The following is a 23,821-nucleotide window of genomic DNA, read 5'->3' as shown; positions in this document are numbered from 1 at the left end:
CCGCCTCAGAACCGGTTGACGGGCAGCTTGAGGTAGGCCCGTCCGTCCGCCTCGGCCGGGGGCAGGCGGCCGCCGCGCAGGTTCACCTGCAGCGCCGCGAGGATCCGGTCGGGCAGGGGCAGGGTCGCGTCCCGTGCCTCGCGGCGGGCGATCCACTCCTCGCGGGCGGTACCGTCCTTCACGTGCTGGTTGCCGGCGCGGTGCTCGGCCACCGTCGCCTCCCATTCCGGCGTGTCGCGCGTGGCGGTGCCGTAATCGTGGCCGACGAACAGGCGCGTCTGCGGCGGCAGGGCGAGGATCGCCTGGATCGAGTCCCACAGCTGCGCGGCGCTGCCGCCCGGGAAGTCGGCGCGCGAGGTTCCGACATCGGGCTGCATCAGCGTGTCGTGGGTGAAGGCCGCGTCGCCGCAGACATAGGTGATGGAGCCGAGCGTATGGCCCGGCGACAGCATCACCTGCACCTCGAGATCGCCGATGCGGAAGGTCTCGCCTTCCTCGAACAGCCGGTCGAAGTCCCGCGCCGGGTCGAAGGCGCCGGGCATGTTGTAGATCTCTTCCCACAGTGCCGCGATCTCGTGGACCTTGGCGCCGATCGCGTTCGGCGCGCCGGTCCGCTCCTTCAGGTGGGCCGAGGCCATGACGTGGTCGGCGTGGGGGTGGGTGTCGAGGACCCACTCCACGGTCAGCCCGTTCTGGCGCACCAGGTCCAGCACCTGGTCCATGCTGCCGGTCGAGAAGCGGTAGTTCTTCGGGTCGAAGTTCCAGGCGACGTCGATCAGCGCGGCCTTCCGGGTGGCCGGGTCGGCGCAGACATATTGGATCGAGCCGGTATCGGGCTCGTAGATGCCCCAGACGTCGGGGCTTCCGGGCCCTCGGGACGGCGAGTGACGGACGACGCGCTCCTTGAGGCTGCTCATCGGACGGATCCTTTCAGGGTCGGGAGGGAGAGGGACCTGCCGTGCGCGCCGAGCCACAGCCCGGCCAGCATCGCCGGCAGGAAGACGAGGGTTCCGGGCGCGAAGAGCGGCAGCGCCGTCCAGGCGGGGCCGGGGCAGAAGCCGCCGATGCCCCAGCCGATGCCGAAGAGGGCGGCGCCGCCGACGAGCCGGCCGTCGATCCGGCGGTTCGTCGGCAGGTCGAACCGGGCGTCGATGGCCGGGGCCGGCCGTCGCCAGACCAGGCGGTAGCCGAGGAAGGCAGTCACGGTCGCGCCGCCCATGACGAAGGCGAGGCTCGGGTCCCAGGTCCCGGCGATATCGAGGAAGTTCAGGACCTTCGCGGGGTCCGACATGCCCGAGATGACGAGGCCGAGGCCGAAGACGAGGCCGGCGAGAAAACCGAAGGCGATGCGCATGGCTCAGGCTCCCAGAACGTGCCGCAGGACGAAGACGGTGGCGATTCCCGCTGCCATGAAGGTGCCGACGGCCACGGCGGAGCGGGGCGACAGGCGCGCCAGCCCGCAGACGCCGTGGCCGGAGGTGCATCCCCCGCCGAGCGCGGTGCCGAGGCCGACCAGCAACCCCGCGACGGCCATGCCGCCGAGGCTCACTGGCACCGTCTGCTGCACCGTGCCGCCCGCCAGCATCAGCGCCAGCGGCGCCGCCACGAGCCCGACCAGGAAGGCGACCCGCCAGTCGCGGTCGCCCGGGGCGCCGGGCGTGGGCAGGACCGCGCCGATGAAGCCGTTGGTGATGCCCGCGATCCCGGCGATCCGGCCGAACAGGCCCATCACCATCACGGCGCTGAGCCCGATGAGCACCCCTCCGAACAGCGAGGCCCACGGCGTGAAAGGGGTTGTCGTCAGCGTCTCCACTCGTCGTCTCCACTTGGCGGCGGCCTTGCATCGGCCGGGTCGATCCGCTATTTATGAGACATGTCTAAATCAGTCAATGCTAATGTAAAGATTTCTGATGTGGACGCCACCGTCACCGCGCTGGAGGGCCGGGCGGACTACGTGGCGGAGCGTCTGGCGCTGCTGGCGAATGCCAAGCGCCTGCTGATCCTGTGCGAGCTGGCCAAGGGCGAGCGGTCGGTCGGGGCGCTGCAGGCGTCGGTGGGTCTCAGCCAGTCGGCGCTGAGCCAGCACCTCGCGAAACTGCGCGAGGCGCGGATGGTTGACACCCGCCGCGAGAGCCAGACGATCCACTACCGGATCTCCGATCCCGACGTGGAGACGCTGATGGCCGCGCTCTACGACACGTTCTGCAGGGACGTCTGAGCTACGGCGCCGGCGCCCGGCGCGAGGCCGCCCGGGTGCGCCACAGCCGCCGGGTGAGGGCGGCGCAGAAGATCGCCGTCAGCACCAGCACCACGGTCGGGGCGGGCGCGCTGTCGAGGTGGAAGCTCGCCCAGACGCCGCCTGTCAGCGCCGCCGCGTTCACCGCGACCGCCACGCCCAGCATCGCGCCGAAGCTGCGCACGAGCAGGAACGCGATGGCCCCGGGCGCGATCAGCAGGCTCACGGCCAGGATCAGGCCGGTCGCCGACAGCGTCGCGACGATTGTCAGCGACAGCAGCGCCAGCAGCCCGTAATGCAGTGCGCCGACCGCCAGCCCGCTCGCCCTCGCCTGCGCGGGGTCGAAGGCATGCAGCAGGAAGTCGCGCCACTTCAGGCCCAGCGCGGCGGTCACGACCAGCGAGACGATCCCCGCCGTCCACAGATCCTGCGGCCCGACGCCCAGCATGTTGCCGAAGAGGACGTGGTCGAGGTGTTCGTTCGTGGGGATCGAGACGTAGAGGATCAGCCCGATCCCGAACATGCCCGAGAAGACGACCCCCATCACCGTGTCCTGCTTCACCCGGCTGTTGTCGCTCAGGTATCCTGTCAGCAGCGCGCACCCCATGCCGGCGGCGAAGGCGCCGACGATCAGCGGCAGGCCCGCGATCCAGGCCAGCACGATCCCCGGCAGCACCGCGTGGCTCACCGCGTCGCCCATCAGCGCCCAGCCCTTGAGGACGAGGAAGCAGGACAGGAGCGCGGTGGGAACCGAGACGATCAGCGCGATCAGGAACGCGTCCCGCATGAACGGGAACTGGAACGGCAGGAGCAGCGCCTCGATCATTCCGGTGCCTCCGCCAGCGCGGCCGACGCCCGGGCCCGCGCTGCGAAAAGCCCGTGCTTCGGCGCGAAGAAAAAGGCGAGGAGGAAGATCGCCGTCTGCAGCGTCACGATGACGCCGCCCGTCGCGCCGTTGAGGAAGTAGCTGGCATACGCCCCGGCGAAGCCGGTGACGGCGCCGATGGCCACCGACACGGCGATCAGCCGCGGAAAGCGGTCGCACAGCAGGTACGCCGTCGCCCCCGGCGTCACCACCATCGCGATCACCAGGAACGCGCCTACGGTCATCATCGCCGCGACGACGCTCGCCGACAGGAGCGTGAAGAACACCGCCTTGAGGAGCCGGGGATTCAGGCCGACCGTCCGGGCGTGCGTCTCGTCGAAGAAGACGACCATCAGGTCCTTCCACTTCGCCAGCAGCACCGCCAGCGAGACGCCCCCGATCAGCACCAGCTGCAGCGTGTCGCCCGGCGTGATGGCGAGGATGTTGCCCATGGTGATCGTCTGGATCGACACCGACGTCGGGTTGATCGACACCATGAACAGGCCGAGGCCGAAGAAGGCGGTGAAGATCAGCCCGATGATGACGTCGACCTTCAGGCCCGACCTCTCGGACAGGAGCAGCATCGCCGCCGCCGCGAGCCCGCCGGAGAGGAACGCACCCAGCGCGAAGGGCAGGCCGAGGATGTAGGCCCCGGCCACGCCCGGCACGACCGAGTGGGACAGTGCGTCGCCGATCAGGCTCCACCCCTTCAGCATCAGGTAGGCCGACAGGAACGCGCAGACCCCGCCGACGAGGGCCGAGACCCACATCGCGTTGGTCATGTAGCCGTAGGCGAACGGCTCCAGCGCGGTCATTCGCGGCCCGTGGTCTGCGTCCGCTCGCCGTAATGGATCAGCGGGCGCTCGTCGTCGGTGAAGATGTCGATCCGCCGCGCGTCGGCATCGTGGTCGTCGTGCAGGTCGGCCCCGCCCAGGGTGAACTGCCGCAGCACGCCGCCGAAGGCGCGTTCGAGGTTGGCGCGGGTGAAGGTCGTCCCGGTCGGGCCGTGGGCGAGGATTGTGCCCTTGACCAGGATGGCGCGGTCGCAGAACTCGGGCACCGAGCCGAGGTTGTGGGTCGAGACCAGCATCACCCGCCCCTCGTCCCGAAGCTCGCGCAGGAGGCCGATGATCCTTTCCTCGGTCTGCACGTCGACGCCGGTGAACGGCTCGTCCAGCAGGATCACCCGGCCGTCCTGCGCCAGCGCCCGGGCGAGGAAGACGCGCTTGCGCTGGCCGCCCGACAGCTCGCCGATCTGCCGGCGGCGGAAGTCGGCCATGCCCACCCGCTCCAGCGCCGCCGCCACGGCCGCGCGGTCCGCGTCTCCCGGCCGGCGCAGGAAACCCATGTGCCCGTAGCGGCCCATCATCACCACGTCCTCGACGAGGACGGGGAAGGTCCAGTCCACCTCCTCGGCCTGCGGCACGTACGAGACGATGTTGGCCCGCAGCGCCTCGCGCACGGTGCGGCCCAGCAGCGTGATCTCTCCGCCCGAGGCGGGGACGAACCCCATGATGGCCTTGAACAGCGTCGACTTGCCGGCGCCGTTCACGCCGACGAGCGCGGCGATCGTGCCGCGGGGGATGGCGAAGTTGGCCCGGCGCAGCGCGGTGTGGCCGTTGCGGTAGGTCACCGTCACGTCGCGCGCGACGATGCCGTCGAAGGCGGCCTCGCCCGTCGTCGCCAGTGTATCCGGCGAGGTGGAGCCGTCGGGCGTCATCCTTCCGTCCCCGTCAGGCCCCGGACGACGGTGTCCGAGGTGACGCGGAGCAGATCGAGGTAGGTCGGCACCGGGCCGTCCGCCTCGGACAGGCTGTCGACGTAGAGGACGCCGCCGAACGCCGCGCCGGTCTCTCGCGCGATCTGCTCGGCCGGGGCGGAGGAGACCGTGCTCTCGCAGAACACCGCCGGCACGTCGTGCTCGCGCACGCCGTCGATCACGGCGCGGACCTGCTGCGGCGTGCCGGTCTGGTCGGCGTTGATCGGCCAGAGATACAGCTCGTTCAGGCCGAAATCCCGGGCGAGGTACGAGAACGCGCCTTCGCAGGTCACCAGCCAGCGCCGCTCTTCCGGCAGCGCCGCGATCTCGTCCCGGAGCGGCTGGATCGTGTCGCGGATCTCCTGCTTGTAGGACTCGGCGTTGGCGGCGTAGGTCGCGGCGTTCTCCGGGTCGTGCTCCGACAGGGCGGCCGCGATGTTGTCCACGTAGACCATCGCGTTCTCCAGCCCCATCCAGGCGTGCGGGTTCGACTGGCCCTCGTAGGAACCCTCGGCGATCGGGATCGGGTCGATGCCGTCGGTGAGGGTGGCGGAGGGGACGTCGCCGAGGTTCGACAGGAACTGCTCGAACCAGCGCTCCAGGTTGAGGCCGTTCCACAGGATCAGGTCCGCGTCCTGGGCGCCGACGAGGTCGCGCGGCGTCGGCTCGTAGCCGTGGATCTCGGCCCCCGGCTTGGTGATCGACACCACCTCGGCCGCGTCGCCCGCCACGTTCCGCGCCATGTCGGCGAGGACGGTGAAGGTGGTGACGACCCTGAACGCATCGTCCTCCTGGGCCGCGAGCGGTCCCGCGGAGAGCGCGGCGACAGCGGTCGCGATGACGAGGGGGCGGATCATAGGGCGGTCTCACAAAGTTAGCCGGTGCTAAAAACGAAATATGCAGTGCCGCGCCGCCGCGTCAAGGTCCGGCCTCAGCCGTCGCGGCCGAGCTTGCGCGCAAAGGCCCGCAGCGTCGCCTCGCTGACGTGGTGCTCGATCCCTTCGGCGTCGCCCTCCGCCGTCTCGGCGTCCACGCCCAGCCACAGCAGGAAGTCGCGCACCAGCACGTGCCTGCGGCGCACCACCTCGGCCAGGCGACGCCCCTCCTCGGTCAGGAAGATCGCGCGGTAGGGCTGGCTCTCGACGAGGCCGAGTTCGCTGAGCCGGCGGATCGTCTTGGCCACCGTGGGCGCGGCCACGCCGAGCCGGCTGGCGAGATCCGCGGCCCGCGCCTCGCCGTGCACGTCGATCAGGTCGGAGATCAGCTCGACGTAATCCTCGGCCACCTCGGTCTGGTGCGCCTCGCGCACCCGGCTGAAGTTGCTGGCCTGCCGTTCCGCACTGTGCAGCCGCCTCGCTCTGGCCACGGGCCCCTCCCTCACGGTTCCGCCCCGGATACACGGTCAGGCGGGACGCGGACAGGAAAAGCGTGCCGCCCGATCGCGGTGGCGGCGGTGCAGGAGGCGTCGATCCGCGATGGACGGGCTTCACGCTGCTCCGTGCGGCCTGTATCCCGGCCCCTGACGTTTTCTGCACCCGCCGCCCCGGAGACGCCGATGCCCGAGACCTGTTCCTGCCCGCGACCCGGCCGCCCCCTGCCGGCCCGGTCATCCGCCCGGATGGCAGCCACGTCGCAGAGCCCGGTGGCGGGATGAGCGTGGACGAGCCGTTCCGGATCGACGGCCGCCGCGCCCTCGTCACCGGCGCCAATACCGGCATCGGCCAGGCCTGCGCCCTGTCCCTGGCCGAGCGGGGCGCCCACGTCGTCGCCGCCGGCCGCTCGTCCTGCGACGAGACGGTGCGTCGCATCGAGGCCGCGGGCGGCAGCGCCGAGGCGGTCCACCTCGACCTCGCCGATCCCGCGGCCGCCGCGGCGCGGCTGGCCGGCTTCGGCATGCTCGACATCCTCGTGAACAATGCCGGCATCATCCGCCGGGCCGACGCGGTGGACCACGGCGAGGAGGACTGGGACGCCGTCCTCGACGTCAATCTCAAGGCGGTGTTCCTGCTGAGCCAGGCCTTCGCCCGCGCGGCGCTGGCCCGCGGCGCCGGGGGGCGGATCGTCAACATCGCCTCGGTGCTGACCTTCCAGGGGGGCATCCGCGTGCCCGCCTACACCGCCTCCAAGCACGGCGTCGCGGGGCTGACGAAGGCGCTCGCCAACGAGTGGGCGAAGGACGGGATCACGGTGAACGCCGTGGCGCCGGGCTACGTCGTCACGAACAACACGGCCGCGCTGCGCGACGATCCGCAACGGTCGGCCGAGATCCTGGAGCGCATCCCCGCCGGCCGGTGGGGAGAGCCGTCGGACATCGGCGGCGCGGTCGCCTTCCTGTGCCTGCCGGCCGCGGGCTACGTGACCGGAACGGTCCTGTCGGTCGACGGAGGCTGGCTTGCCCGCTAGGTGGACGTCCCCGTTCCCCGCCCGGGCAGCGGTCGCCGCGACGGACGCGCGGGCGGCGGAACCGGGGCGGACCCGATGATCGAAAGCTGGCGCTGGTTCGGCCCCCTCGACCGCATCACCCTGCCGGAGATCGTGCAGACCGGCGCGACCGGCATCGTCACGGCCCTGCACGAGGTGCCGTACGGCGAGGTCTGGGTCCGGGAGGCCGTCGCCGAGCGCCGCCGCGAAATCGAGGCGGCGGGCCTGACCTGGGAGGTGGTCGAGAGCCTGCCGGTCAGCGAGGCGATCAAGCTGGGGCAGGGGGATCTCGCGACCCTCTTCGCCAACTACCGCCAGTCCCTCGCCAACCTCGCGGCCGAGGGCGTGCGCACGGTCTGCTACAATTTCATGCCGCTGCTGGACTGGACGCGAACCCGTCTCGACGCGCCCGCGCCCGGCGGCGGGCGCGCGCTGCGCTTCGACGCGGTGGAGATGGCAGCGTTCGACATCCACCTTCTCGGCCGTGCGGGCGCAGAGGCGGACTGGCCGGACGTGGCCGCCGCCGCGTCCGCCTGGACCGACGCCGCGACCGAGGCCGACCGTAGCCGCCTGCTGGGCGCCATCATGTCCGGCCTGCCCGGCGCCTACGCCCGCTACGACGTGGCGGGCCTGCGCGAGGTGCTGCGCCCTTGGGCCGGCGTCACCGCGGACGACCTGCGCGCCGCGCTCGCCCGGTTCCTGGCCGAGGTGGTGCCGGCGGCCGAGGATCTGGGCATGCGCCTGTGCATCCACCCCGACGACCCGCCGCGGCCGCTCCTCGGGCTGCCGCGCGTGGTCTCCACCGGCGACGACCTCGCGGCGGTCCTGGCGATGCAGGACAGCCCCGCGAACGGCGTCACGCTCTGCTCGGGCTCGCTGGGCGCGCACCCGTCGAACGACGTGCCCACCATCGCCCGCGCCGTCGCGCCGCGCATCCACTTCGCCCACCTGCGCAACGTCGCCAGGGAGCCGGACGGCTCGTTCCAGGAGGCGCCGCATCTCGGCGGGGACACCGACATGCCGGCGGTGATCTCGGTGCTGCTGGACGAGGAGGCGCGCCGCCGGGAGGCGGGCCGCGACGACCATTCCATCCCGTTCCGCCCCGACCACGGGCACGAACTGCTGACGGACATCGGCCGGGGCACGCACCCGGGCTATCCGCTGATCGGCCGTCTTCGCGGCCTCGCCGAGCTGCGGGGCGTGATCGCCGGCCTGCGTTACGCGGGCGGCCGGTAGGGGGCTATCCCCGCGCGCCGGTACTGGCGCGCAGAGCCAACTCGGGCTTCAGGATGATCCGCTCCGGCGCCCCGTCCCCCTCGCCGGGCTCGCCCTCGATCCGCCGCAGGATCAGGCCCGCCGCGGCGCGCGCGATCTCCTCCGCCGGGTAGTCCACGCTGGAGAGCGGGGTCGAGGCGGCCTCGGCGTACTCGACGTTGTCGTAGCCGAAGACGGACACGTCGCCCGGCACGTCCACGCCGTTGTCCTCGCACCAGCGCAGCGCGCCCATCGCGATCCGGTCGGTCGACGACAGGACCGCGGTCGGCGGATCGGCCAGTCGCAGAAGCTGGCCCATCGCGCCGTAGCCCTGCGCGACCGAGTGCCCGCCGGGGCCCACGATCAGCGCCGGATCGACCTCGATCCCCGCCTCGAGGAGGGCCTGGCGGTAGCCGTCGATCTTCTCGGAGTTGCCGGTGGCGCGGTCACTGTCGATCAGCCCGATGCGACGGTGGCCGAGCGCGATCAGGTGCCGCGCCGCCAGCGCGGACCCGTGCTGCTCGTCGATGGTGACGACGTCCAGCCCCTCCACCTCCTTGCCCGCCAGGAGGACGACGGGCATGCCCGACGCTGCGAGGCGGCGGATGCCGTCAAGCTCGCGCCGGTGGTTGGGATAGACGAAAACGCCGTCCAGCTGCCGCGACCGGAACGTCGCCAGCGCGCGCTCCTGCTCCTCGCCGTCGCCGTTCGACGCGGCGAGAAGGGTGACGTAGCCCTTCGCCTTCAGCTCGATCTCGAGCTTCTGGGCGACCTGCGTCAGGACCGGGTTCGTCATGTCGGTGAGCAGCAGGCCCACCGTCATGTTGCGCCGGGTGACCAGCGCCTGCGCGGCGTGGTTCGGCGTGTAGTCGAGGGCGCGGGCGAACTCGAGGATCTTCTCCCGCGTCCGCTCGCCCACCCGGGGGGATCCGCGCAGCGCCAGCGAGACGGTGTTGACCGACACGCCCGTGCGCAGCGCGATGTCCTTCAGAGTCGCCACACCTGTCCCCCAGACCATCCCGACGGGGACCTAGTCCCAGTCGGGCCCCCAGTCCGGGTCGATGGCCCGCTGGCCCCGGTCCAGCCCTTCGATCCGGTTTATGTCACCTTCCGTCAGGCGGATGTCCAGCGCGCCGAAGTTGGACCGGATGCGCTCCGCCTTGCCGGAGGTGGGGATCGCGGCATAGCCGCGGGACATCTCGAAGGCGAGGGCGATCTGCTCGGGCGTCGCGTCGTGGGCGTCCGCGATCTCCTTCATCACCGGGTCGCTGCCCAGCCGCCCCTTCGCGATCGGCTGGTAGCAGGTGACTGTGACGCCCCGGGACGTGCAGTGGTCCGCCAGCTTGCGGTTGCGGAACCAGGGGTTCAGCTCGACCTGGTTGGTCAGCAGCGGCACGCCGTCCAGCATGGCCAGCGTCTCGTCCAGCAGGGCGATGGTGAAGTTCGACACACCGATATGCCGCGTCAGCCCCCGCTCCTTCGCTTCGACCAGCTGCGGGATGTAGTCCGACAGCGGCCGCTCTCCGTTCGGCGCGGGCCAGTGGATGAGGGCGAGGTCCACGTGGCCCAGGCCCAGCGTCTCGCAGCTCTTCTCCAGCGACGGGACGAGGGCGCCGGGGGCGAAGTTGGCCGGCCTGACCTTGGTGGTGACGAAGACGTCCTCCCGCGGCAGTCCGGCAGCCCGCAGCGCCGCGCCCACCTCGGCCTCGGTGTCGTAGTCCTGCGCGGTGTCGAGGTGGCGGTATCCGGTCTGGAGTGCGCACGAGATCGCCTCGATCCCCGCCTCGCCGGTTCGTCCGTAGGTGCCGAAGCCCAGTTGCGGCATGGCTTGCATCGTCATCTCTCCTCCCTCTCGGGCCACTCGCCGCGGCCCTTCGATTTTCTGTTGACGCATTCCGAATCCTATCTCAGTATTAACGTTAATACAACGCGGTGGACATGCCGCTTGGACAGCGGCGCAAGTGCCGCGGTGCGGGGCCGAGGAGGGCCCGGCATGAGGGAGGAGCCATGACGATCCGCTGGACGCGGATCGCCCCGCAGATCGCGCTGACGCCCGCCCTGGCGGTGACGGCGGTGGCGTTCATCGGGTCGATCCTGTGGACGATCTACCTGTCCTTCACCCGGTCCCGCCGGGTGCCGGACTACGCCATCGACTGGACCGAATGGACGCGGCAGTACGACCGCCTGTTCCAGGACGCCGGCTGGTCCACCGCGCTGTGGAACCTCATCACGCTCGGCCTCGGCTCGGCGCTGGCCATCGTCTTCGGCTTCGTCCTCGCCGCGATGATCGACCGCGAGAAGCGGGGCGAGGCGTTCTTCCGCACCGTGTTCCTCTATCCGCTGGCGGTGTCGCTGATCGTCACCGGCGTGGCGTGGCGCTGGATCCTCAACCCCACGATGGGGCTGGAGGCGACGCTGCATCGCTGGGGCTGGACGGGCGTCGACTTCAACTGGCTCGCCCAGGGCGACACCGCGATGTACGCGATCATCCTCGCCTCGATCTGGCAGTCGTCCGGCTTCTACATGGCGCTGATGATCGCGGGCCTGAAGTCGATCAACACCGAGATCTGGTCCGCCGCCCGCCTCGACGGCGTCAGCCTGTGGCGGCTCTACATCGAGATCATCATCCCGATGATGAAGTTCACCTTCCTGACCTGCGCGATCCTGCTCTCGCTCGGGGTCATCAAGGCCTACGACATCGTGCTCGCCATGACGAACGGCGGCCCCGGCCAGTCGACCTGGGTGCCGGCCTACTTCGTCATCAACGCGCTGAGCCAGAAGCAGAACCTCGGCTATGCCAGCGCCGCGGCGGTGATGATGCTGGGCATCACGCTCCTCGTCTTCCTGCCGCTGGTCCTGCTGACCGCGTGGCAGAACCGCCGGAGGGCTGCGGCATGACCGACCTGTCCGTCACCGAGGCCGCCGCCGGGGCGACCGTGGTCCGCCGCCATCCGCGCGTCCGGCGCCGCCGGGGCCTCAACGGCCGGTCCATCGCCGTCCTCGTGTTCCTCACGATGTGCGCGCTGTTCTTCTGCGTGCCGCTCTACGTGGTGCTGACGACCTCGCTGAAGACGATGGAGGAGATCCGCCAGGGCCAGATCTTCGCGCTGCCGGAGACCTGGACGCTGGAGGCGTGGAGCTTCGCCTGGAACGAGGCCTGCTCGGGCATCACCTGCGAGGGGCTGAAGGTCGGGTTCTGGAACTCGGTCCGCATCCTCGTCCCGTCCCTGATCCTGTCGATCAGCCTCGCGATGGTGACCGGCTACGCGCTGGCGCTGTGGGAGGTGAAATGGGCGGGCACGTTCCTGTTCCTGCTCTTCCTCTGCGCCTTCGTGCCGCTGCAGATCATCATGTTCCCGCTGATCGCCATCACCCGGACGATGGGCGTCTACGGCACGATCATGGGCGTGGCGGTCGTCCATTCGGTCATGGCGATGCCGGTGCTGACGCTGATCTTCCGCAACTTCTACAAGGACATCCCGCGCGAGATCATGAACGCCGCGATCATGGACAGCGGGTCGTTCTGGAAGATCTTCGCCCACATCATCCTGCCGATGTCCGGCAACATCCTGATCGTCGTGCTGATCCTGCAGATCACCAACGTGTGGAACGACTACCTCGTCGGCGTCACCTTCGGCGGCTTCAACACCCAGCCGATGACCGTGAACCTCGCCAACATGGTCACCGTGTCCACCGGCACCGCCACCTACAACGTCGACATGGCGGCCGCGCTCCTTACCGCGATCCCGCCGCTCGTCATCTACTTCCTGGTGGGCAAGTTCTTCGTCGCCGGCATCACGGCCGGCGCCATCAAGGGATAGCGCCATGCCCCGCGTCAGCTTCGAGAACATCGTGAAATCCTACGGCGGCCTGACCGTCCTCGACGACCTCAACCTCAGCGTCGAGCATGGCGAGTTCCTCGTCCTGCTGGGGCCTTCGGGCTGCGGCAAGACCACGCTGCTGAACCTGCTCGCCGGCCTCGCCGACGTGACGGACGGACGGATCGTCATCGGCGAGCGCGACGTGACCGATCTCGACCCCAAGGACCGGGGGCTGGCGATGGTGTTCCAGTCCTACGCGCTGTACCCGACGAAGTCGGTGCGCGGGAACCTGAAGTTCGGCCTCTCAGCGGCCAAGCTGCCGCGCGAGGAGATCGCCCGCCGCGTCGACTGGGCGGCCAAGCTGCTGCAGATCGAGCCGCTGATGGACCGTCGCCCGTCGCAGCTCTCGGGCGGGCAGCGCCAGCGGGTCGCCATCGGCCGGGCGCTGGTCAAGCACGCGGACGTGCTGCTGTTCGACGAGCCCTTGTCGAACCTCGATGCCAAGCTGCGCACCGAGATGCGGCTCGAGATCATGCGGCTTCACGACGAGCTGAACCCGACGGTGGTCTACGTCACCCACGACCAGATCGAGGCGATGACGATGGCGACCAAGATCGCCGTGATGAACGGCGGCGTGATCCAGCAGTTCGGCACGCCCGACGAGGTCTACGAGACGCCCGCCAACCTCTTCGTCGCCGGCTTCATCGGCGCGCCCGCCATGAACCTCAAGGAGGCGCGCATCGCCAAGGCGGATGGCGGGGTGGAGGGCGTGTTCGCCACCGGCGCGCGGATCGCGCTCGACGACTACGCCTTCGCCCGCGCGCCGCAGGAGGGCGCGCCGATCGTCGTCGGCATGCGGCCCGAGCATTTCGGCGCTCCGAACGCAACGCTCGACGGCGCCGCCGGGCGGTTCGTGCTGCCGCTGCAGCACACCGAGCGCACCGGCTCGGACGCGACCGGCTACCTGCACTGGGGCGAGGGCCTGCTGTCGCACCGGGTGGAGCCCGGCGACGCGGCCCGCCTGCGCCCCGGCCAGACCATCAGCGTCGCCTTTCCGCGCGGGAAGGCGAACCTGTTCGACGCCGCTTCGGGAGAGCGGCTGTGACTGCACCCAGAGGGAGGAGACCCGACATGACGACGACCCGACTGACCCGCTTCGCCGCGGCGCTGCTGTGCGGCACCGCGATCGCCCCGGCCGCCATGGCCGAGGAGGTGATTATCTTCCACAACTGGTCCTCGGGGCCGGAGGTGGCGGCGCTCAACGTGCTGAAGGACAACTTCGAGGCGATGGGCCACACCTGGACCGACATCGCGATCCCGCACGACACCGGTTCCAACGTCAGCCTGCTGAACCTCGTGACCGGGGGCAACCCGCCGAACGTGTTCCTGGAATCCAGCCCCGGCTTCTACCGCGACCTGGCCGACATGGGGCTCGCCCGGCCGCTGACCGACTGGTACGAGGCGGGCGGCTACCTCGAGCATCTGCCCTCGTCTGTCATCGACAGCATCACCGTCGACGGCGAGATCATGAAGATCCCGACCGCGATCCACATCGACGGCATGGTCTACTACAACATGGACGTGGCCGAGGAGCTGGGCATCGACCCGGCCGCCTGGGACAGCCTCGACGCCATGTTCGCCGACTTCGACACGATCCGCGAGGCGGGCGTCGTGCCGATCGCCATCGGCGCGCAGCAATGGCAGATCGGCTACCTGACCCACGCCATCGCCGCCTCGGTCGCGGGGCCGGAGTTCTACAACGCCATCTACGGCGGCGAGGTGAACCCGGACATGATCGACAGCGAGGAGATGCGCCTCACGCTCGACTGGCTGCGCCGCTTCCAGGAGGCCGCGGACGAGGGCTCGGTCAACCGTGACTGGAACGTGACCACCAACATGGTCATCACCGGCGACGCGCTGATGCAGATCCACGGCGACTGGATGAAGGGCGAATGGACCGCCGCCGGCAAGGTCGCGGGGGAAGATTTCGGCTGCATGCAGATCCCCGGCGCCATCGCCGTGCCGGTGACCGTCGACGCCTGGGGCGTCCTCGGCGACCAGTCCGAGGCGATGGACGCGGCCGAGCTCGACTTTGCCTCGGTCGTCCTCGACCCCGAGGTGCAGGCGCAGTTCGCGGCCGAGAAGGGCTCCACCCCCGTCCGCCTCGACGCGGCGGGCGAGATCGACGCCTGTAGCCAGGCCGTCCTCGGCTACCTCGAGGATCCGGAGCATCAGGTAGCGAACCCGCACACGATGGTCGACGCAGACTGGCAGTCCTCGCTGTGGGACGTCCTCTTCAACTACTGGTCCGACCCCTCGATGACCGCCGACGAGGCCATCGAGCAGATGAAGAGCAACTACGACCTGATCCTCGGCTGAGGATCGGCCACGGACCGGGCGGCCGCTTTCTCCCTCGGCCGCCCGGCCACCAGATCACCGACACCCGCCGCGCCCCCGGACGCCCGGGCGGCGTGCGCCCCGATGATGGACACCGACATGGACTCACGACTGCTCGACCGGGACGAGGTGATGCAGATCTGCTTCGTCACCCACGACGCCGAGAAATCCGCCCGCTGGTTCGCCGACCTCACCGGCAAGGAGATGCCCCCCGAGGGCAGGGCGGCCGATCCCGACGAGGCGCAGGCGATCTACGACGGCCAGCCCGCCCGCGTCGGCTGCACCATCCGCATGTTCGCCTTCGGCAACATCGACGTGGAGTTCCTGCAACCCGGCCCCGAGAAGAGCGCCTGGCGGGACCTGCTGGAGGAGAAGGGCCCCGGCTGCCACCACATCGCCTTCCGCACCCGCAACCTGACGAAGCGGAACGAGTATCTCGAGGGCAAGGGCCACCGCCTGCTGCAGCGGGGCGAGTTCGACGGCGGCCACGGCCGCTACGCCTACTACGACACCGTTCCCGACCTCGGCGTGATGATCGAGCTCCTGGAGTTCGACAAGGACAAGGAACCGCAGGGGCAGGCGGCCGAATGACCTATCCCCTCGCCTATCAAATCTACTCGTCCCGCAACTTCCCCCCGCTGGAGGCGCAGCTGCCCGAGCTGGCGGCGATGGGCTACGACGCGATCGAGCCGTGGCTGCCCGCCTACGAGTCGGGCCCCGCCGCCTTCCGCCGCGCGGTCGAGGCGGCAGGGATGCGGATCATCGGCTTTCACATGCCGCTGGACGGCCTCGCCGCCGACCCGGCCCGCTGGTGCGACATCGCCGAGGAGATAGGCGCCGAGGTGCTGATCCCGCCCTTCGTCCCGGCCGAGCAGCGGCAGGACACGCCGGACTTCTGGCGCGGCGTCGGCGAGACGCTGGCCCGCGGCGCCGACGAGGCGGCGAAGCGGGGCCTGACGGTTGCCTGGCACAACCACGATTTCGAATACGCGGCGCTGCCCGACGGCACGCGGCCCATCGACCACATCCTCGGCGTCAGCGACGCGGTGAAGTTCGAGATCGACATCGGCTGGATCGTCCGCGGCGGCGCCGACCCGGCCGAGGAGCTGCGCCGCTACGCGGACCGCATCGTCGCGATCCAGCTGAAGGACACCGCCGGCCCGGAGGGCAGGGGGACCGAGGACGGCTGGCGCGCCACCGGCGACGGGATCATAGATTGGGACGGGCTGGTGCCGCTGATGCGCGCCACCGCCGCGACCCACGTGGTCGCGGAACACGACAACCCCGCCGACTGGCGCGACTTCGCCGCCCGCTCGGCCACGGAGATGCGCCGCCTCGGCCTCGCCGGCGGCGCCTGAGGAGAGGACAGACATGCAGACAGAACGCCACACCTCGCGCCCCGAAAGACACGTCCCCAACAGCCGCTTTCCCCTGCTGATCCACCGCGGCGCCATCCCCGGCGGCGGGGCCGAGACGGTCCGCGACGTCTTCCGCGGCAACGGATGGACGAACAACTGGGAGTATCCGGGCATCTACGACTACGCGCACTACCACTCGACCACCCACGAGGTCCTCGGCGTCGCGCGCGGCTGGATGGAGCTGCACCTCTCCGTCTCCGGCGGCGTGAAGGTCCGGCTGGAGGCGGGCGACGCCGTGGTGATGCCCGCGGGCGTGTCGCACGAGATGACGGGCGGGTCCGAGGACGTGCTCGTCGTCGGCGGCTATCCCGAGGGTCGCGACTGGGACAACATGCGCGGCGACCGGCTGGACGACGTCGCCGCGCGCGAGGCGGCCAAGCGGATCATGATGCTGCCGATCCCGGCGACGGACCCGGTCACCGGCGCCGCCATGCAGGACTGGATCGACGCGCCGTCCAGCGTCGACGCCGGCCTCAACGACTTCCGCGACGGGCTGGGCTGACCGCCCGGCCCGCGCCCTCTCATGCTTCAGGGACACCCCATGACCATCGGACTGAAACAGCTCGCCCACGTCTGCATCTTCGCCCGCGACGTGGAGGAGACGCGCCGCTTCTACGAGGACGCGCTCGGCATGAAGACTGTCTTCGACTTCACCCGCGAGGGGCGGATCTTCGGCTTCTACCTCGACGCCGGCAACCGGACCTTCGTCGAGGTGTTCGAGAACGCCTCGGCCGAGTACAGCGGCAGGAACCAGATCAACCACATGTGCCTCGAGGTCGAGGATCTTGCCGCCGCGGTCGAGCATCTGCGCGGGCAGGGGATCGAGCCGACCGAGCCCAAGAAGGGCGTGGACGAGACCTGGCAGGCCTGGGTCGACGACCCCAATGGAGTGAAGATCGAGATCTTCCAGTATACGGACGCGAGCGCCCAGTTCACCGGCGGCACCCGCGAGGCCGACTGGTAGGAGCGCCGGCGACCCGGTGCCCGGCCATCCGTGCGCGGCATCGCCGGACCCTGCCGGGCCTAACCCGGCGCCTCCGCCGGATCGCGCGTCGCGCCGCGCCGGGCGACGCTCCGGGCGGGCCGCCGGGACCGGGCGACGCGCCGGCCGGGCGGCCGAGGGCGGGCGACCTGCAGGGCCGCCCGTGGCGCCGCCTCAGCCGCCCAGCCCCCACTCGCCCGGGCCGGGCCAGCGGCCCTCGCGCAGGCGGAACTCCAGCATGCCGAGACGATCGGCACCCCAGAGCGGCTCGCTCCCGACGATGAAGAAGGGCACGCCGAAGACGCCGCGGGCGATGGCGGCGTCGACCGCCTCCGAGAGGCGCCGCTTCAGCTCCGGCCCCTGCAGCGCCGCGGCGAGGGCATCGCCATCGGCCCCCAGCGCAGCGGCTTCGGCCACCACGGCCTGCGGCGCGCCGATGTCCACGCCGTCGACCCACAGGCGGGCGGACAGCGTTCGGATCAGCGCCCGCGCCTGCGCCTCGTCGCGCGCGTCCAGCCACAGGAAGGCCCGGGCGGCCGGCAGCGGGCTGACCTGCGCCAGGCCATGCCGGTTCAGCGGCACGCCGAACATCGCCGCCAGCCGCGCGAGGTCGAAGCGGGAGTAGTCGGACTTCAGCGGCACCTGCGGGATCGGCTTCAGCCCCATCACCCTGGTCACGGTGATCCCGGTCAGCACCGGCCGCCAGCGCACGGTCGCCCCGTGGCGCGCGGCCAGCGCGTCGATCTGCGTCGTCGCGAGGTAGGAATAGGGAGAGATCGGATCGAACCAGAACTCGACCTCGGTCACGGTACCTCGGCCCCTTCCGCTGCCAGCCGCCCCAGCTCCCCCTTGGCTATCTTGCCGAAGCCGACGCGGGGGATCGCGTCCAGCAGGCGCAGCTCGGCTGGCTGCTTGAAGCGCGCCAGCCGCTCGGCGCAGGCCGCGCGGATCGTGGCGCAGACCGCGTCCGGATCGGATCCGTCCGTCGCCACGACGAAGGCGACCGGCACCTCGCCCCGCATCGGATCGGGGCGGGGGACGACGGCGACCTCGGCCACGCCCGGCACGGCGGCGATGACCGCCTCGATCTCGGCGGCGGAGACGCCCTCGCCGCCGACCTTGATGACGTCCTTGATGCGGTCGACAAAGCGGATCGCGCCATCCGGATCCTGCCGCACCCGGTCGCCGGTGCGGAAGAAGCCGCTGCCGTCGAACGCCTCCGCCGTCGTCTCCGGCCGACCGACATACTCGGCGAAGATCGAGCGGCCGGGCACGCCGCCCACCGCCAGCTCGCCGATCTCTCCAGGGGCCACGTCCCCGCCGTCCTCGTCCACGATCCGCACCCGGTAGCCCTGCGAGGGGCGGCCGATCGCGCCGTCGCCCGTCGTGCCGTCGCTGTCGCCGAGGATCGGCTGCGACACCATCTCGGTCATGCCCCAGGCCGACGAGACGCGTGGGATGCCGTAGCGGGCCTGCGCCTCCGGCACCTGCCGGTTGACGATCCACAGGCGGAAGTCGTGGGTTTCGGGCGCCGGCTGTGCCGCCAGCGCGTTCAGGGTGAACGGCACCTGCGCGGCGACCGTCGCCTTGTGCTCCACCGCCAGCGGCCAGAAGCGCGAGGCCGAGAAGCGGGGCTGCAGGACCACGGTCCCGCCGACCCACAGCGTCGGCAGCACCAGCCACGAGAAGCCGACGACGTGGAACAGCGGCAGGAAGGCCAGCGCCACGTCGGCGGGCAGGAACCCCTGCTGCCGGGCGCCGAGGCTGGCCGCCCAGAGGAGGTTCTCGTGCGTCCACAGCACCGCCTTGGGGCGCGAGGTGGTGCCGGTGGTGAAGAGGATGAGCGCCGGCGCCGCCGGATCGGGGTCGCGGGCCGGCTGGGGATCGCCGTAAAGCGCGTCGACGGGCAGGGCGCCCTCCGGCGCGTCGCCGGTCGCGGCGATCCAGTCGAGCGGGCGCGGCGCGTGGGCGGCGATCACCGGCGCCATCGTGGAACTCGTGACGGCGGCGCGTGGTCCCGTGATCTCCATCTTCGCCGCCAGCTCCGGCCCGGTCGCCATCGCGTTGGACAGCACCGCGACCGCGCCGAGGCGGGCGCAGGCGAAGCGGGCGAGCAGGGTCTCGGGCCCGTTCTCCAGATGCAGCAGCACCCGGTCGCCCGGCCGGATGCCGCGCGCCGCCATGCCCCCCGCCAGCCGCGCGACCGCGTCCGCGGCCTCGGCGTAGCTCCAGATCCGCCCCGGCCCCTCGGGCGGGGCCCAGACCAGCATCGGCCGGTCCGGATGCACCGCCGCGCGCTGGTCGATCCAGCGCGCGGCGTCCGTTCCGGCAAAGGGCGACAGCCCGGCGAGGTCGTCTGGTCTCATCGCGGGGCCGTCCGTCCGGGTCAGACCGGGTCGATGCCGGCGACGGCGACGAAGCCTTCCCAGTCCTCGATCTGCTGCTCCAGCAGGGCCTGCCCCTCTTCGGGGGTCGAGATGAAGGGATCGCCGCCGTTGCGGTTCAGGAACTCCACCGTCTCGTCCATCGCGAGGATCTCGTTGAACCAGCCGTTGATCGTGTCGACCACGTCCTCCGGCGTCTCCTTCGGCACCATCACCGCGAACCAGCTGAGCATCACCAGCTCGGGCACGCCCGCCTCGGCGAAGGTCGGGTACTCGGGCGCCGCCTGCAGCCGCTCGGGGGTGGAGACGGCGAGGATCCGCACCCGCCCCTCGGCCGCCTGCGCCAGCGAGAAGACCGGGTTCATCATCGCGAAGTCGACGATGCCCGATTCCAGGTCGACGATCATGTCGGTGTCGGTGCCGTAGGCGACCTCGACCGTCTGCAGATCGGCCGCCTCGGCGAAGATGCGCGACATGACCTGCCCGGTCGTGTTCGACCGCCCGTAGGTGCCGGCGTCCCCGGCCTCCTGCATCCCGGCGATCAGCTCCTCGACCGTCTGGAAGGGGCTGGAGGCGGGCACGATCAGCATGAAGGCCTGATTGTTGAGCGTCGCCGCGATCTGGATCTCGTTGGCGACGTCGACCGGCGGATCCTTGAACAGGTGCATGTTCGCGGCGATCGAGCTCGCGGCGTGGATGTACATCGTGTAGCCGTCGGGGTCGGAATTCACGAGCGCCTCGGCGCCGATGTTCCCGGCCGCCCCGGCCTTGTTCTCGACCACCACGTTGACGCCGGCGAGGTCGTCCAGCTTGTCGGCGAAGTAGCGGACCAGCACGTCGGCGCCCGACCCGGGCGGAAAGCCGGTCAGCAGCGTGATGTCCTCGCTCGGATAATCCTGCGCGGCGGCGGCCGAGGCCGCCAGTCCCAGCGCAATGCCGGCACCGAGCGCGCGGCGCGAAAACCCATGCAGAAAGCCCATGATGCTCCTCCCAAAGCAGATGCCTGCCGCAAGGGTATCAGGAGTACTTATATCGCGCAACGCGCATCGTCTGCGCTCCGTCGGCCCCCCCCCCTCGAACTTCGACCCCCGGCGCCCCCCGGCACCGGCGCTCCACACTTGCCCCGCACCTTCGCTTTGCCTACCTCCGCCCCATGCGCCCCGACCCGACCTCCGCCCGCCTTTCCGTCGCGCCGATGATGGACTGGACCGACCGTCACTGCCGCGTCCTGCACCGGCAGCTCAGCCGGCACGCGCTGCTCTATACCGAGATGGTCACCGCGCCCGCGGTGCTCCACGGCGACCGCGCACGGCTGCTGGGGTTCGACCCGGTCGAGCATCCCGTCGCCCTGCAGCTGGGCGGGTCGAACCCCGGCGAACTGGCGCAGGCGACGCGGATCGGCGCGGACTGGGGTTACGACGAGATCAACCTCAATTGCGGCTGCCCGTCCGACCGGGTGCAGTCGGGCGCGTTCGGCGCGGTCCTGATGAAGTCGCCCGACCTCGTCGCGGAGTGCGTCGCGGCGATGATCGCGGCCTCTCCGGTCGAGGTCACGGTCAAGTGCCGCATCGGAGTCGACGACCAGGAGCCGGAGGAGGTGCTGCCGGCCTTCCTGTCGACGATCCGCGATGCAGGCGTGCGGCGTGTGGCGATCCACGCCCGCAAGGCGTGGCTGCAGGGACTGTCGCCGAAGGAGAACCGCGACGTCCCGCCCCTCGACTACCCGCTGGTCCACCGGATGAAGGCGGAGTTCCCCGACCTGCACCTGTCGGTGAACGGCGGCGTCGGCTCGCTGGACGAGGCGAAGGCCCATCTCGCCGCGGGGATGGACGGCGTGATGGTCGGGCGGGCGGCGTACCATGATCCGGCAGGTATTCTCGCTGCGGCCGATGCCGCAATCTGGGGCGAAAGCGCCGCGACGTCCGCCGAGGAGGCGGTCGCCGCGATGCTGCCCTACATCGAGGCGCACCTCGCCGCCGGGGGCCGGCTGCACCAGGTGACGCGGCACATGCTGGGCCTGTTCCTCGGCCGCCCGGGCGCCCGCGGCTGGCGGCGGACCCTGTCCGAGGAGGGCACGCGCGACGGCGCGGGAACCGACGTGGTGGAGCGCGCGCTGTCCTTCGTGACGGAGGCCGCCGAGGCGGCGTGACCGGAGGGCCGGCATGACGATGGGCGCGGGAATAGCGATCGGCATCGGGATCGGCGTGGCGCTGGGCGTCGCGATGGACAGTATCGGCGCGGGCATCGCCATCGGCATCGGGATCGGGGTCGCCTTCGGCCTCGCCTTCCGCGAGGCCGGCGAGGATCTGCGCAAGTCGAAAGGCGATGACGACGCATCCTGATGCCGGCCCGCCCGGCGGGCGCGATGCCGACTGGAGCTTCGTTTCATCGGCTCTGCTTCGCGCGCGACGGTCATCTCGCTGGCGGGAGCTTGCTCTGATCGGCTCGACCCGGGCATAGCGGCCGAACTGACCCTGATCCAACCCTGGCCGGCCGACCGGGGCCGTCGGGAGGCGTACGACGCGCCTTGAGGCCGGCGCGGTTTCCCGCCACCAAGGGCGGGCGCCGCGCAGGAGCCTTTCGATGCCCGACACCTCCCTCCTGATCCAGATGGGGCTGATGCTCCTCGCCATCGGCGCGTTCGCCGGCGTGCTGGCCGGGCTTCTGGGCGTCGGGGGCGGGATCATCCTGGTGCCGGCGTTCTTCTACGCCTTCTCGGCGCTGGGCTACGACAGCCCGCAGCTGATGCAGATGTGCCTCGCCACCTCGCTGGCGACGATCATCGTGACCTCGATCCGCTCCGTCCTGTCGCACAACCGCAAGGGCGCGGTGGACTGGTCGGTGCTGCGGGGCTGGGCGGCGGGGATCGCGGTCGGCGCCCTGTTCGGCGTCTGGGTCGCCGCGTCGCTCCGCTCGCGCGAACTGCAGGCGATCTTCGGCATCCTGGCGCTGGTCGTCGCGCTGTACATGATCTTCGGCCGGTCGCACTGGCGCCTGGGAGAGCGGATGCCGACCGGCCCCGCCCGCTGGGCTCTGTCGCCGTCGATCGGCTTCCTGTCGGTCCTCATGGGCATCGGCGGCGGCTCGTTCGGGGTGCCGACGATGACGCTCTACGGGATGCCCATCCACCGCGCGGTGGCGACCGCGGCGGGCTTCGGCCTCCTGATCGCCGTGCCGTCGGTGGCCGGGTTCCTGCTGGTGGAGATGCCGCCCGGCGGGCGGCCGCCGCTGACGATCGGCGCCGTGAACCTCGTCGCCTTCGGCCTCGTCATCGCGATGACGCTGATCACCGCGCCCTGGGGGGCGGAGCTGGCGCACCGCACCGACGCCGCCCGGCTGAAGCGGATCTTCGGCGTGTTCCTCACGCTCGTCGCGCTCAACATGCTGCGCAAGGCGCTGGGATGGTGAGCCTCGCGGACGACGGCCTGATCCACTACCGCCCGGACCGGCGCGTCGCCGCCTGGGCCGCGGCGGCGAAGGCGGCGGCGGCGGGGGTGCTGGCGGACCCCGACGAGCGGGCGCGGTGGCTGCGCCACGACGGGACCTGGTTCGTGGGCGTCGATTCCCTGCCGACGGGCGAGGACGGGTCGATCGGCGACGTGCCCCTCGCCGGTCCCTGGGAGGACGCGGTGACGCTGCCCCGGCCGTTGCACCGGGCGCAGCTGTCCGCGGTGTTCCCGGGCTATCCCGGCCGCGACCCGAACGACACCGACGCCGCCCACCGCTTCCGCCTGCGCCGGGACTCCGCCCATCTCGACGGCCTTCTGGCCGAGGACGGGCGGCGCCACCTGCGCGAGCCCCACGCCTTCGTCCTCGGCCTTCCGCTGACCGCGACCGCCGCCAGCCCCCTCGTCGTCTGGCCCGGCAGCCACGAGGTCATCCGCGAGGCCTTCCTCGCCGCCTTCGCCGGCCTGCCGCCCGCGCTGTGGCCGGAGACGGACGTGACGCAGATCTACCGCGAGGCGCGGGCCGAGGTGTTCGACACCTGCGAGCGGGTGGAGCTGCCGATGCAGCCGGGGGAGTCGGTCCTGATGCACCGGCTGCTGATCCACGGGGTCGCGCCGTGGAAGGACGCCGTTGTCACGCCGCCGGAGGGGCGGCTGGTGGCTTACTTCCGCCCGGTCCTGGGGGATGTCCGCGCCTGGCTGCGGGAGCCCTGAGCGGCGATAGGCGGCCATTGATCCATCCGTGACCCCGTCCCGGGCCTGACCCGGGACCCCGCGCCGCTTCAGAGCGGCAGTCGCCCAAGTCCGCGCGAGGCCCCGGCTCGAGGCCGGGGCGGGT

28 protein-coding genes are annotated in these 23,821 nt (G+C 71.1%); 15 read left to right on the top strand and 13 right to left on the bottom strand.

The window, feature by feature from the left end:
- Positions 1 to 5: 5 nt before the first annotated feature.
- Genes A37W_RS0113285 through A37W_RS0113275 form a run of 3 tightly spaced genes read right to left on the bottom strand, consistent with a single transcriptional unit; the run spans position 6 to position 1,813 of the window.
- On the bottom strand, positions 6 to 917 hold the full coding sequence (locus A37W_RS0113285; RefSeq protein WP_018303525.1) for an MBL fold metallo-hydrolase: 912 nt from the start codon (positions 915 to 917) through the stop codon (positions 6 to 8).
- On the bottom strand, positions 914 to 1,354 hold the full coding sequence (locus A37W_RS0113280; protein WP_018303524.1) for a DUF6691 family protein: 441 nt from the start codon (positions 1,352 to 1,354) through the stop codon (positions 914 to 916). The genes A37W_RS0113285 and A37W_RS0113280 overlap by 4 nt, the downstream gene beginning before the upstream one ends.
- A 3-nt stretch (positions 1,355 to 1,357) precedes the next feature.
- Positions 1,358 to 1,813: a YeeE/YedE family protein gene (locus A37W_RS0113275; protein WP_018303523.1), complete on the bottom strand. Its 456-nt coding sequence runs from the start codon at positions 1,811 to 1,813 to the stop codon at positions 1,358 to 1,360.
- A gap of 99 nt (positions 1,814 to 1,912) precedes the next feature.
- Between A37W_RS0113275 and A37W_RS0113270 the strand changes: the two genes are divergently transcribed.
- The gene (locus A37W_RS0113270) at positions 1,913 to 2,218 is read left to right on the top strand and encodes an ArsR/SmtB family transcription factor (protein WP_018303522.1); all 306 of its coding nucleotides are present in this window, start codon (positions 1,913 to 1,915) and stop codon (positions 2,216 to 2,218) included.
- A 1-nt stretch (position 2,219) separates the two neighbouring features.
- Here the strand turns inward: A37W_RS0113270 and A37W_RS0113265 are convergent, their stop codons facing one another.
- From A37W_RS0113265 to mntR, 5 genes are all read right to left on the bottom strand, one after another.
- Entirely contained in the window at positions 2,220 to 3,062 is an 843-nt protein-coding gene (locus A37W_RS0113265) for a metal ABC transporter permease (RefSeq protein WP_018303521.1), read from the bottom strand.
- On the bottom strand, positions 3,059 to 3,916 hold the full coding sequence (locus tag A37W_RS0113260) for a metal ABC transporter permease (RefSeq protein ID WP_018303520.1): 858 nt from the start codon (positions 3,914 to 3,916) through the stop codon (positions 3,059 to 3,061). The genes A37W_RS0113265 and A37W_RS0113260 overlap by 4 nt, the downstream gene beginning before the upstream one ends.
- Complete coding sequence (locus A37W_RS0113255; RefSeq protein ID WP_018303519.1) at positions 3,913 to 4,821, bottom strand: manganese/iron ABC transporter ATP-binding protein; 909 nt, start codon at positions 4,819 to 4,821, stop codon at positions 3,913 to 3,915. The genes A37W_RS0113260 and A37W_RS0113255 overlap by 4 nt, the downstream gene beginning before the upstream one ends.
- A complete protein-coding gene (locus tag A37W_RS0113250; protein ID WP_018303518.1) occupies positions 4,818 to 5,717 on the bottom strand; it encodes a metal ABC transporter substrate-binding protein in 900 nt (299 codons plus the stop codon). Before A37W_RS0113250 ends, A37W_RS0113255 begins: the two co-directional genes overlap by 4 nt.
- Before the next feature lie 74 nt (positions 5,718 to 5,791).
- Positions 5,792 to 6,226, bottom strand: coding sequence for a manganese-binding transcriptional regulator MntR (gene mntR / locus A37W_RS0113245; protein ID WP_018303517.1), 435 nt, complete (start codon positions 6,224 to 6,226; stop codon positions 5,792 to 5,794).
- 284 nt (positions 6,227 to 6,510) lie between these two features.
- Between mntR and kduD the strand changes: the two genes are divergently transcribed.
- Positions 6,511 to 7,263, top strand: coding sequence for a 2-dehydro-3-deoxy-D-gluconate 5-dehydrogenase KduD (gene kduD / locus A37W_RS0113240; RefSeq protein ID WP_018303516.1), 753 nt, complete (start codon positions 6,511 to 6,513; stop codon positions 7,261 to 7,263).
- A 75-nt stretch (positions 7,264 to 7,338) separates the two neighbouring features.
- Positions 7,339 to 8,517, top strand: a complete 1,179-nt coding sequence (gene uxuA / locus A37W_RS0113235; protein WP_018303515.1) for a mannonate dehydratase — start codon at positions 7,339 to 7,341, stop codon at positions 8,515 to 8,517.
- Between the two features lie 4 nt (positions 8,518 to 8,521).
- Here the strand turns inward: uxuA and A37W_RS0113230 are convergent, their stop codons facing one another.
- On the bottom strand, positions 8,522 to 9,535 hold the full coding sequence (locus tag A37W_RS0113230) for a LacI family DNA-binding transcriptional regulator (RefSeq protein WP_018303514.1): 1,014 nt from the start codon (positions 9,533 to 9,535) through the stop codon (positions 8,522 to 8,524).
- Between the two features lie 30 nt (positions 9,536 to 9,565).
- Positions 9,566 to 10,375 carry an aldo/keto reductase gene (locus tag A37W_RS0113225; protein WP_018303513.1) on the bottom strand — a complete coding sequence of 270 codons (810 nt, stop codon included), beginning with the start codon at positions 10,373 to 10,375 and terminating at the stop codon, positions 9,566 to 9,568.
- Positions 10,376 to 10,542: 167 nt separating this feature from the next.
- Between A37W_RS0113225 and A37W_RS0113220 the strand changes: the two genes are divergently transcribed.
- The 8 genes from A37W_RS0113220 (at position 10,543) to A37W_RS0113185 (ending at position 17,135) form a co-directional block, all read left to right on the top strand.
- Positions 10,543 to 11,433, top strand: coding sequence for a carbohydrate ABC transporter permease (locus A37W_RS0113220; protein WP_018303512.1), 891 nt, complete (start codon positions 10,543 to 10,545; stop codon positions 11,431 to 11,433).
- Positions 11,430 to 12,356, top strand: a complete 927-nt coding sequence (locus A37W_RS0113215; protein ID WP_018303511.1) for a carbohydrate ABC transporter permease — start codon at positions 11,430 to 11,432, stop codon at positions 12,354 to 12,356. Before A37W_RS0113220 ends, A37W_RS0113215 begins: the two co-directional genes overlap by 4 nt.
- A gap of 4 nt (positions 12,357 to 12,360) precedes the next feature.
- On the top strand, positions 12,361 to 13,461 hold the full coding sequence (locus tag A37W_RS0113210) for an ABC transporter ATP-binding protein (protein ID WP_018303510.1): 1,101 nt from the start codon (positions 12,361 to 12,363) through the stop codon (positions 13,459 to 13,461).
- Positions 13,462 to 13,487: 26 nt separating this feature from the next.
- Positions 13,488 to 14,735 carry an ABC transporter substrate-binding protein gene (locus A37W_RS0113205; RefSeq protein WP_018303509.1) on the top strand — a complete coding sequence of 416 codons (1,248 nt, stop codon included), beginning with the start codon at positions 13,488 to 13,490 and terminating at the stop codon, positions 14,733 to 14,735.
- Between the two features lie 117 nt (positions 14,736 to 14,852).
- Positions 14,853 to 15,344: a VOC family protein gene (locus A37W_RS0113200; protein ID WP_026198487.1), complete on the top strand. Its 492-nt coding sequence runs from the start codon at positions 14,853 to 14,855 to the stop codon at positions 15,342 to 15,344.
- The gene (locus tag A37W_RS0113195) at positions 15,341 to 16,111 is read left to right on the top strand and encodes a sugar phosphate isomerase/epimerase family protein (RefSeq protein ID WP_018303507.1); all 771 of its coding nucleotides are present in this window, start codon (positions 15,341 to 15,343) and stop codon (positions 16,109 to 16,111) included. Before A37W_RS0113200 ends, A37W_RS0113195 begins: the two co-directional genes overlap by 4 nt.
- Before the next feature lie 13 nt (positions 16,112 to 16,124).
- A complete protein-coding gene (locus A37W_RS0113190; RefSeq protein ID WP_018303506.1) occupies positions 16,125 to 16,673 on the top strand; it encodes a cupin domain-containing protein in 549 nt (182 codons plus the stop codon).
- Positions 16,674 to 16,712: 39 nt separating this feature from the next.
- Complete coding sequence (locus A37W_RS0113185; protein WP_018303505.1) at positions 16,713 to 17,135, top strand: VOC family protein; 423 nt, start codon at positions 16,713 to 16,715, stop codon at positions 17,133 to 17,135.
- A gap of 192 nt (positions 17,136 to 17,327) precedes the next feature.
- On the opposite strand, the gene A37W_RS0113180 is transcribed toward A37W_RS0113185, so the two are convergent.
- The 3 genes from A37W_RS0113180 to A37W_RS0113170 are packed head-to-tail and all read right to left on the bottom strand — an operon-like array spanning position 17,328 to position 20,517.
- Positions 17,328 to 17,960 carry a 2-hydroxychromene-2-carboxylate isomerase gene (locus tag A37W_RS0113180; protein ID WP_018303504.1) on the bottom strand — a complete coding sequence of 211 codons (633 nt, stop codon included), beginning with the start codon at positions 17,958 to 17,960 and terminating at the stop codon, positions 17,328 to 17,330.
- Positions 17,957 to 19,519, bottom strand: coding sequence for a class I adenylate-forming enzyme family protein (locus A37W_RS0113175; protein ID WP_018303503.1), 1,563 nt, complete (start codon positions 19,517 to 19,519; stop codon positions 17,957 to 17,959). Before A37W_RS0113175 ends, A37W_RS0113180 begins: the two co-directional genes overlap by 4 nt.
- Positions 19,520 to 19,539: 20 nt before the next feature.
- Entirely contained in the window at positions 19,540 to 20,517 is a 978-nt protein-coding gene (locus tag A37W_RS0113170; protein WP_018303502.1) for a Bug family tripartite tricarboxylate transporter substrate binding protein, read from the bottom strand.
- Positions 20,518 to 20,690: 173 nt separating this feature from the next.
- Here A37W_RS0113170 and dusA point away from each other — a divergent pair, with 173 nt between their 5' ends.
- From dusA to A37W_RS0113150, 4 genes are all read left to right on the top strand, one after another.
- Positions 20,691 to 21,686, top strand: coding sequence for a tRNA dihydrouridine(20/20a) synthase DusA (dusA, locus tag A37W_RS0113165; protein ID WP_026198486.1), 996 nt, complete (start codon positions 20,691 to 20,693; stop codon positions 21,684 to 21,686).
- A gap of 13 nt (positions 21,687 to 21,699) precedes the next feature.
- Positions 21,700 to 21,879: a glycine zipper domain-containing protein gene (locus A37W_RS0113160; RefSeq protein ID WP_018303500.1), complete on the top strand. Its 180-nt coding sequence runs from the start codon at positions 21,700 to 21,702 to the stop codon at positions 21,877 to 21,879.
- Positions 21,880 to 22,120: 241 nt separating this feature from the next.
- A complete protein-coding gene (locus A37W_RS0113155; protein WP_018303499.1) occupies positions 22,121 to 22,945 on the top strand; it encodes a sulfite exporter TauE/SafE family protein in 825 nt (274 codons plus the stop codon).
- The gene (locus A37W_RS0113150; RefSeq protein WP_018303498.1) at positions 22,939 to 23,697 is read left to right on the top strand and encodes a hypothetical protein; all 759 of its coding nucleotides are present in this window, start codon (positions 22,939 to 22,941) and stop codon (positions 23,695 to 23,697) included. Before A37W_RS0113155 ends, A37W_RS0113150 begins: the two co-directional genes overlap by 7 nt.
- The last annotated feature ends 124 nt before the right edge of the window (positions 23,698 to 23,821 follow it).

This window comes from Wenxinia marina DSM 24838 (assembly GCF_000379485.1).
In the GTDB taxonomy this organism is placed as follows: Bacteria; Pseudomonadota; Alphaproteobacteria; order Rhodobacterales; family Rhodobacteraceae; genus Wenxinia; species Wenxinia marina.
The sequence above is the reverse complement of the archived record's forward strand: the minus strand, read 5'-3'. Positions and strand labels throughout refer to the sequence as shown.

Coding starts and splice junctions, on each gene's coding strand:
- A37W_RS0113285 (WP_018303525.1), bottom strand. CDS start 917: ATGAGCAGCCTCAAGGAGCGCGTCGTCCGTCACTCGCCGTCCCGAGGG.
- A37W_RS0113280 (WP_018303524.1), bottom strand. CDS start 1,354: ATGCGCATCGCCTTCGGTTTTCTCGCCGGCCTCGTCTTCGGCCTCGGC.
- A37W_RS0113265 (WP_018303521.1), bottom strand. CDS start 3,062: ATGATCGAGGCGCTGCTCCTGCCGTTCCAGTTCCCGTTCATGCGGGAC.
- A37W_RS0113260 (WP_018303520.1), bottom strand. CDS start 3,916: ATGACCGCGCTGGAGCCGTTCGCCTACGGCTACATGACCAACGCGATG.
- A37W_RS0113255 (WP_018303519.1), bottom strand. CDS start 4,821: ATGACGCCCGACGGCTCCACCTCGCCGGATACACTGGCGACGACGGGC.
- A37W_RS0113250 (WP_018303518.1), bottom strand. CDS start 5,717: ATGATCCGCCCCCTCGTCATCGCGACCGCTGTCGCCGCGCTCTCCGCG.
- kduD (WP_018303516.1), top strand. CDS start 6,511: ATGAGCGTGGACGAGCCGTTCCGGATCGACGGCCGCCGCGCCCTCGTC.
- uxuA (WP_018303515.1), top strand. CDS start 7,339: ATGATCGAAAGCTGGCGCTGGTTCGGCCCCCTCGACCGCATCACCCTG.
- A37W_RS0113225 (WP_018303513.1), bottom strand. CDS start 10,375: ATGACGATGCAAGCCATGCCGCAACTGGGCTTCGGCACCTACGGACGA.
- A37W_RS0113220 (WP_018303512.1), top strand. CDS start 10,543: ATGACGATCCGCTGGACGCGGATCGCCCCGCAGATCGCGCTGACGCCC.
- A37W_RS0113215 (WP_018303511.1), top strand. CDS start 11,430: ATGACCGACCTGTCCGTCACCGAGGCCGCCGCCGGGGCGACCGTGGTC.
- A37W_RS0113210 (WP_018303510.1), top strand. CDS start 12,361: ATGCCCCGCGTCAGCTTCGAGAACATCGTGAAATCCTACGGCGGCCTG.
- A37W_RS0113205 (WP_018303509.1), top strand. CDS start 13,488: ATGACGACGACCCGACTGACCCGCTTCGCCGCGGCGCTGCTGTGCGGC.
- A37W_RS0113200 (WP_026198487.1), top strand. CDS start 14,853: ATGGACTCACGACTGCTCGACCGGGACGAGGTGATGCAGATCTGCTTC.
- A37W_RS0113195 (WP_018303507.1), top strand. CDS start 15,341: ATGACCTATCCCCTCGCCTATCAAATCTACTCGTCCCGCAACTTCCCC.
- A37W_RS0113190 (WP_018303506.1), top strand. CDS start 16,125: ATGCAGACAGAACGCCACACCTCGCGCCCCGAAAGACACGTCCCCAAC.
- A37W_RS0113185 (WP_018303505.1), top strand. CDS start 16,713: ATGACCATCGGACTGAAACAGCTCGCCCACGTCTGCATCTTCGCCCGC.
- A37W_RS0113175 (WP_018303503.1), bottom strand. CDS start 19,519: ATGAGACCAGACGACCTCGCCGGGCTGTCGCCCTTTGCCGGAACGGAC.
- A37W_RS0113170 (WP_018303502.1), bottom strand. CDS start 20,517: ATGGGCTTTCTGCATGGGTTTTCGCGCCGCGCGCTCGGTGCCGGCATT.
- dusA (WP_026198486.1), top strand. CDS start 20,691: ATGCGCCCCGACCCGACCTCCGCCCGCCTTTCCGTCGCGCCGATGATG.
- A37W_RS0113160 (WP_018303500.1), top strand. CDS start 21,700: ATGACGATGGGCGCGGGAATAGCGATCGGCATCGGGATCGGCGTGGCG.
- A37W_RS0113155 (WP_018303499.1), top strand. CDS start 22,121: ATGCCCGACACCTCCCTCCTGATCCAGATGGGGCTGATGCTCCTCGCC.
- A37W_RS0113150 (WP_018303498.1), top strand. CDS start 22,939: ATGGTGAGCCTCGCGGACGACGGCCTGATCCACTACCGCCCGGACCGG.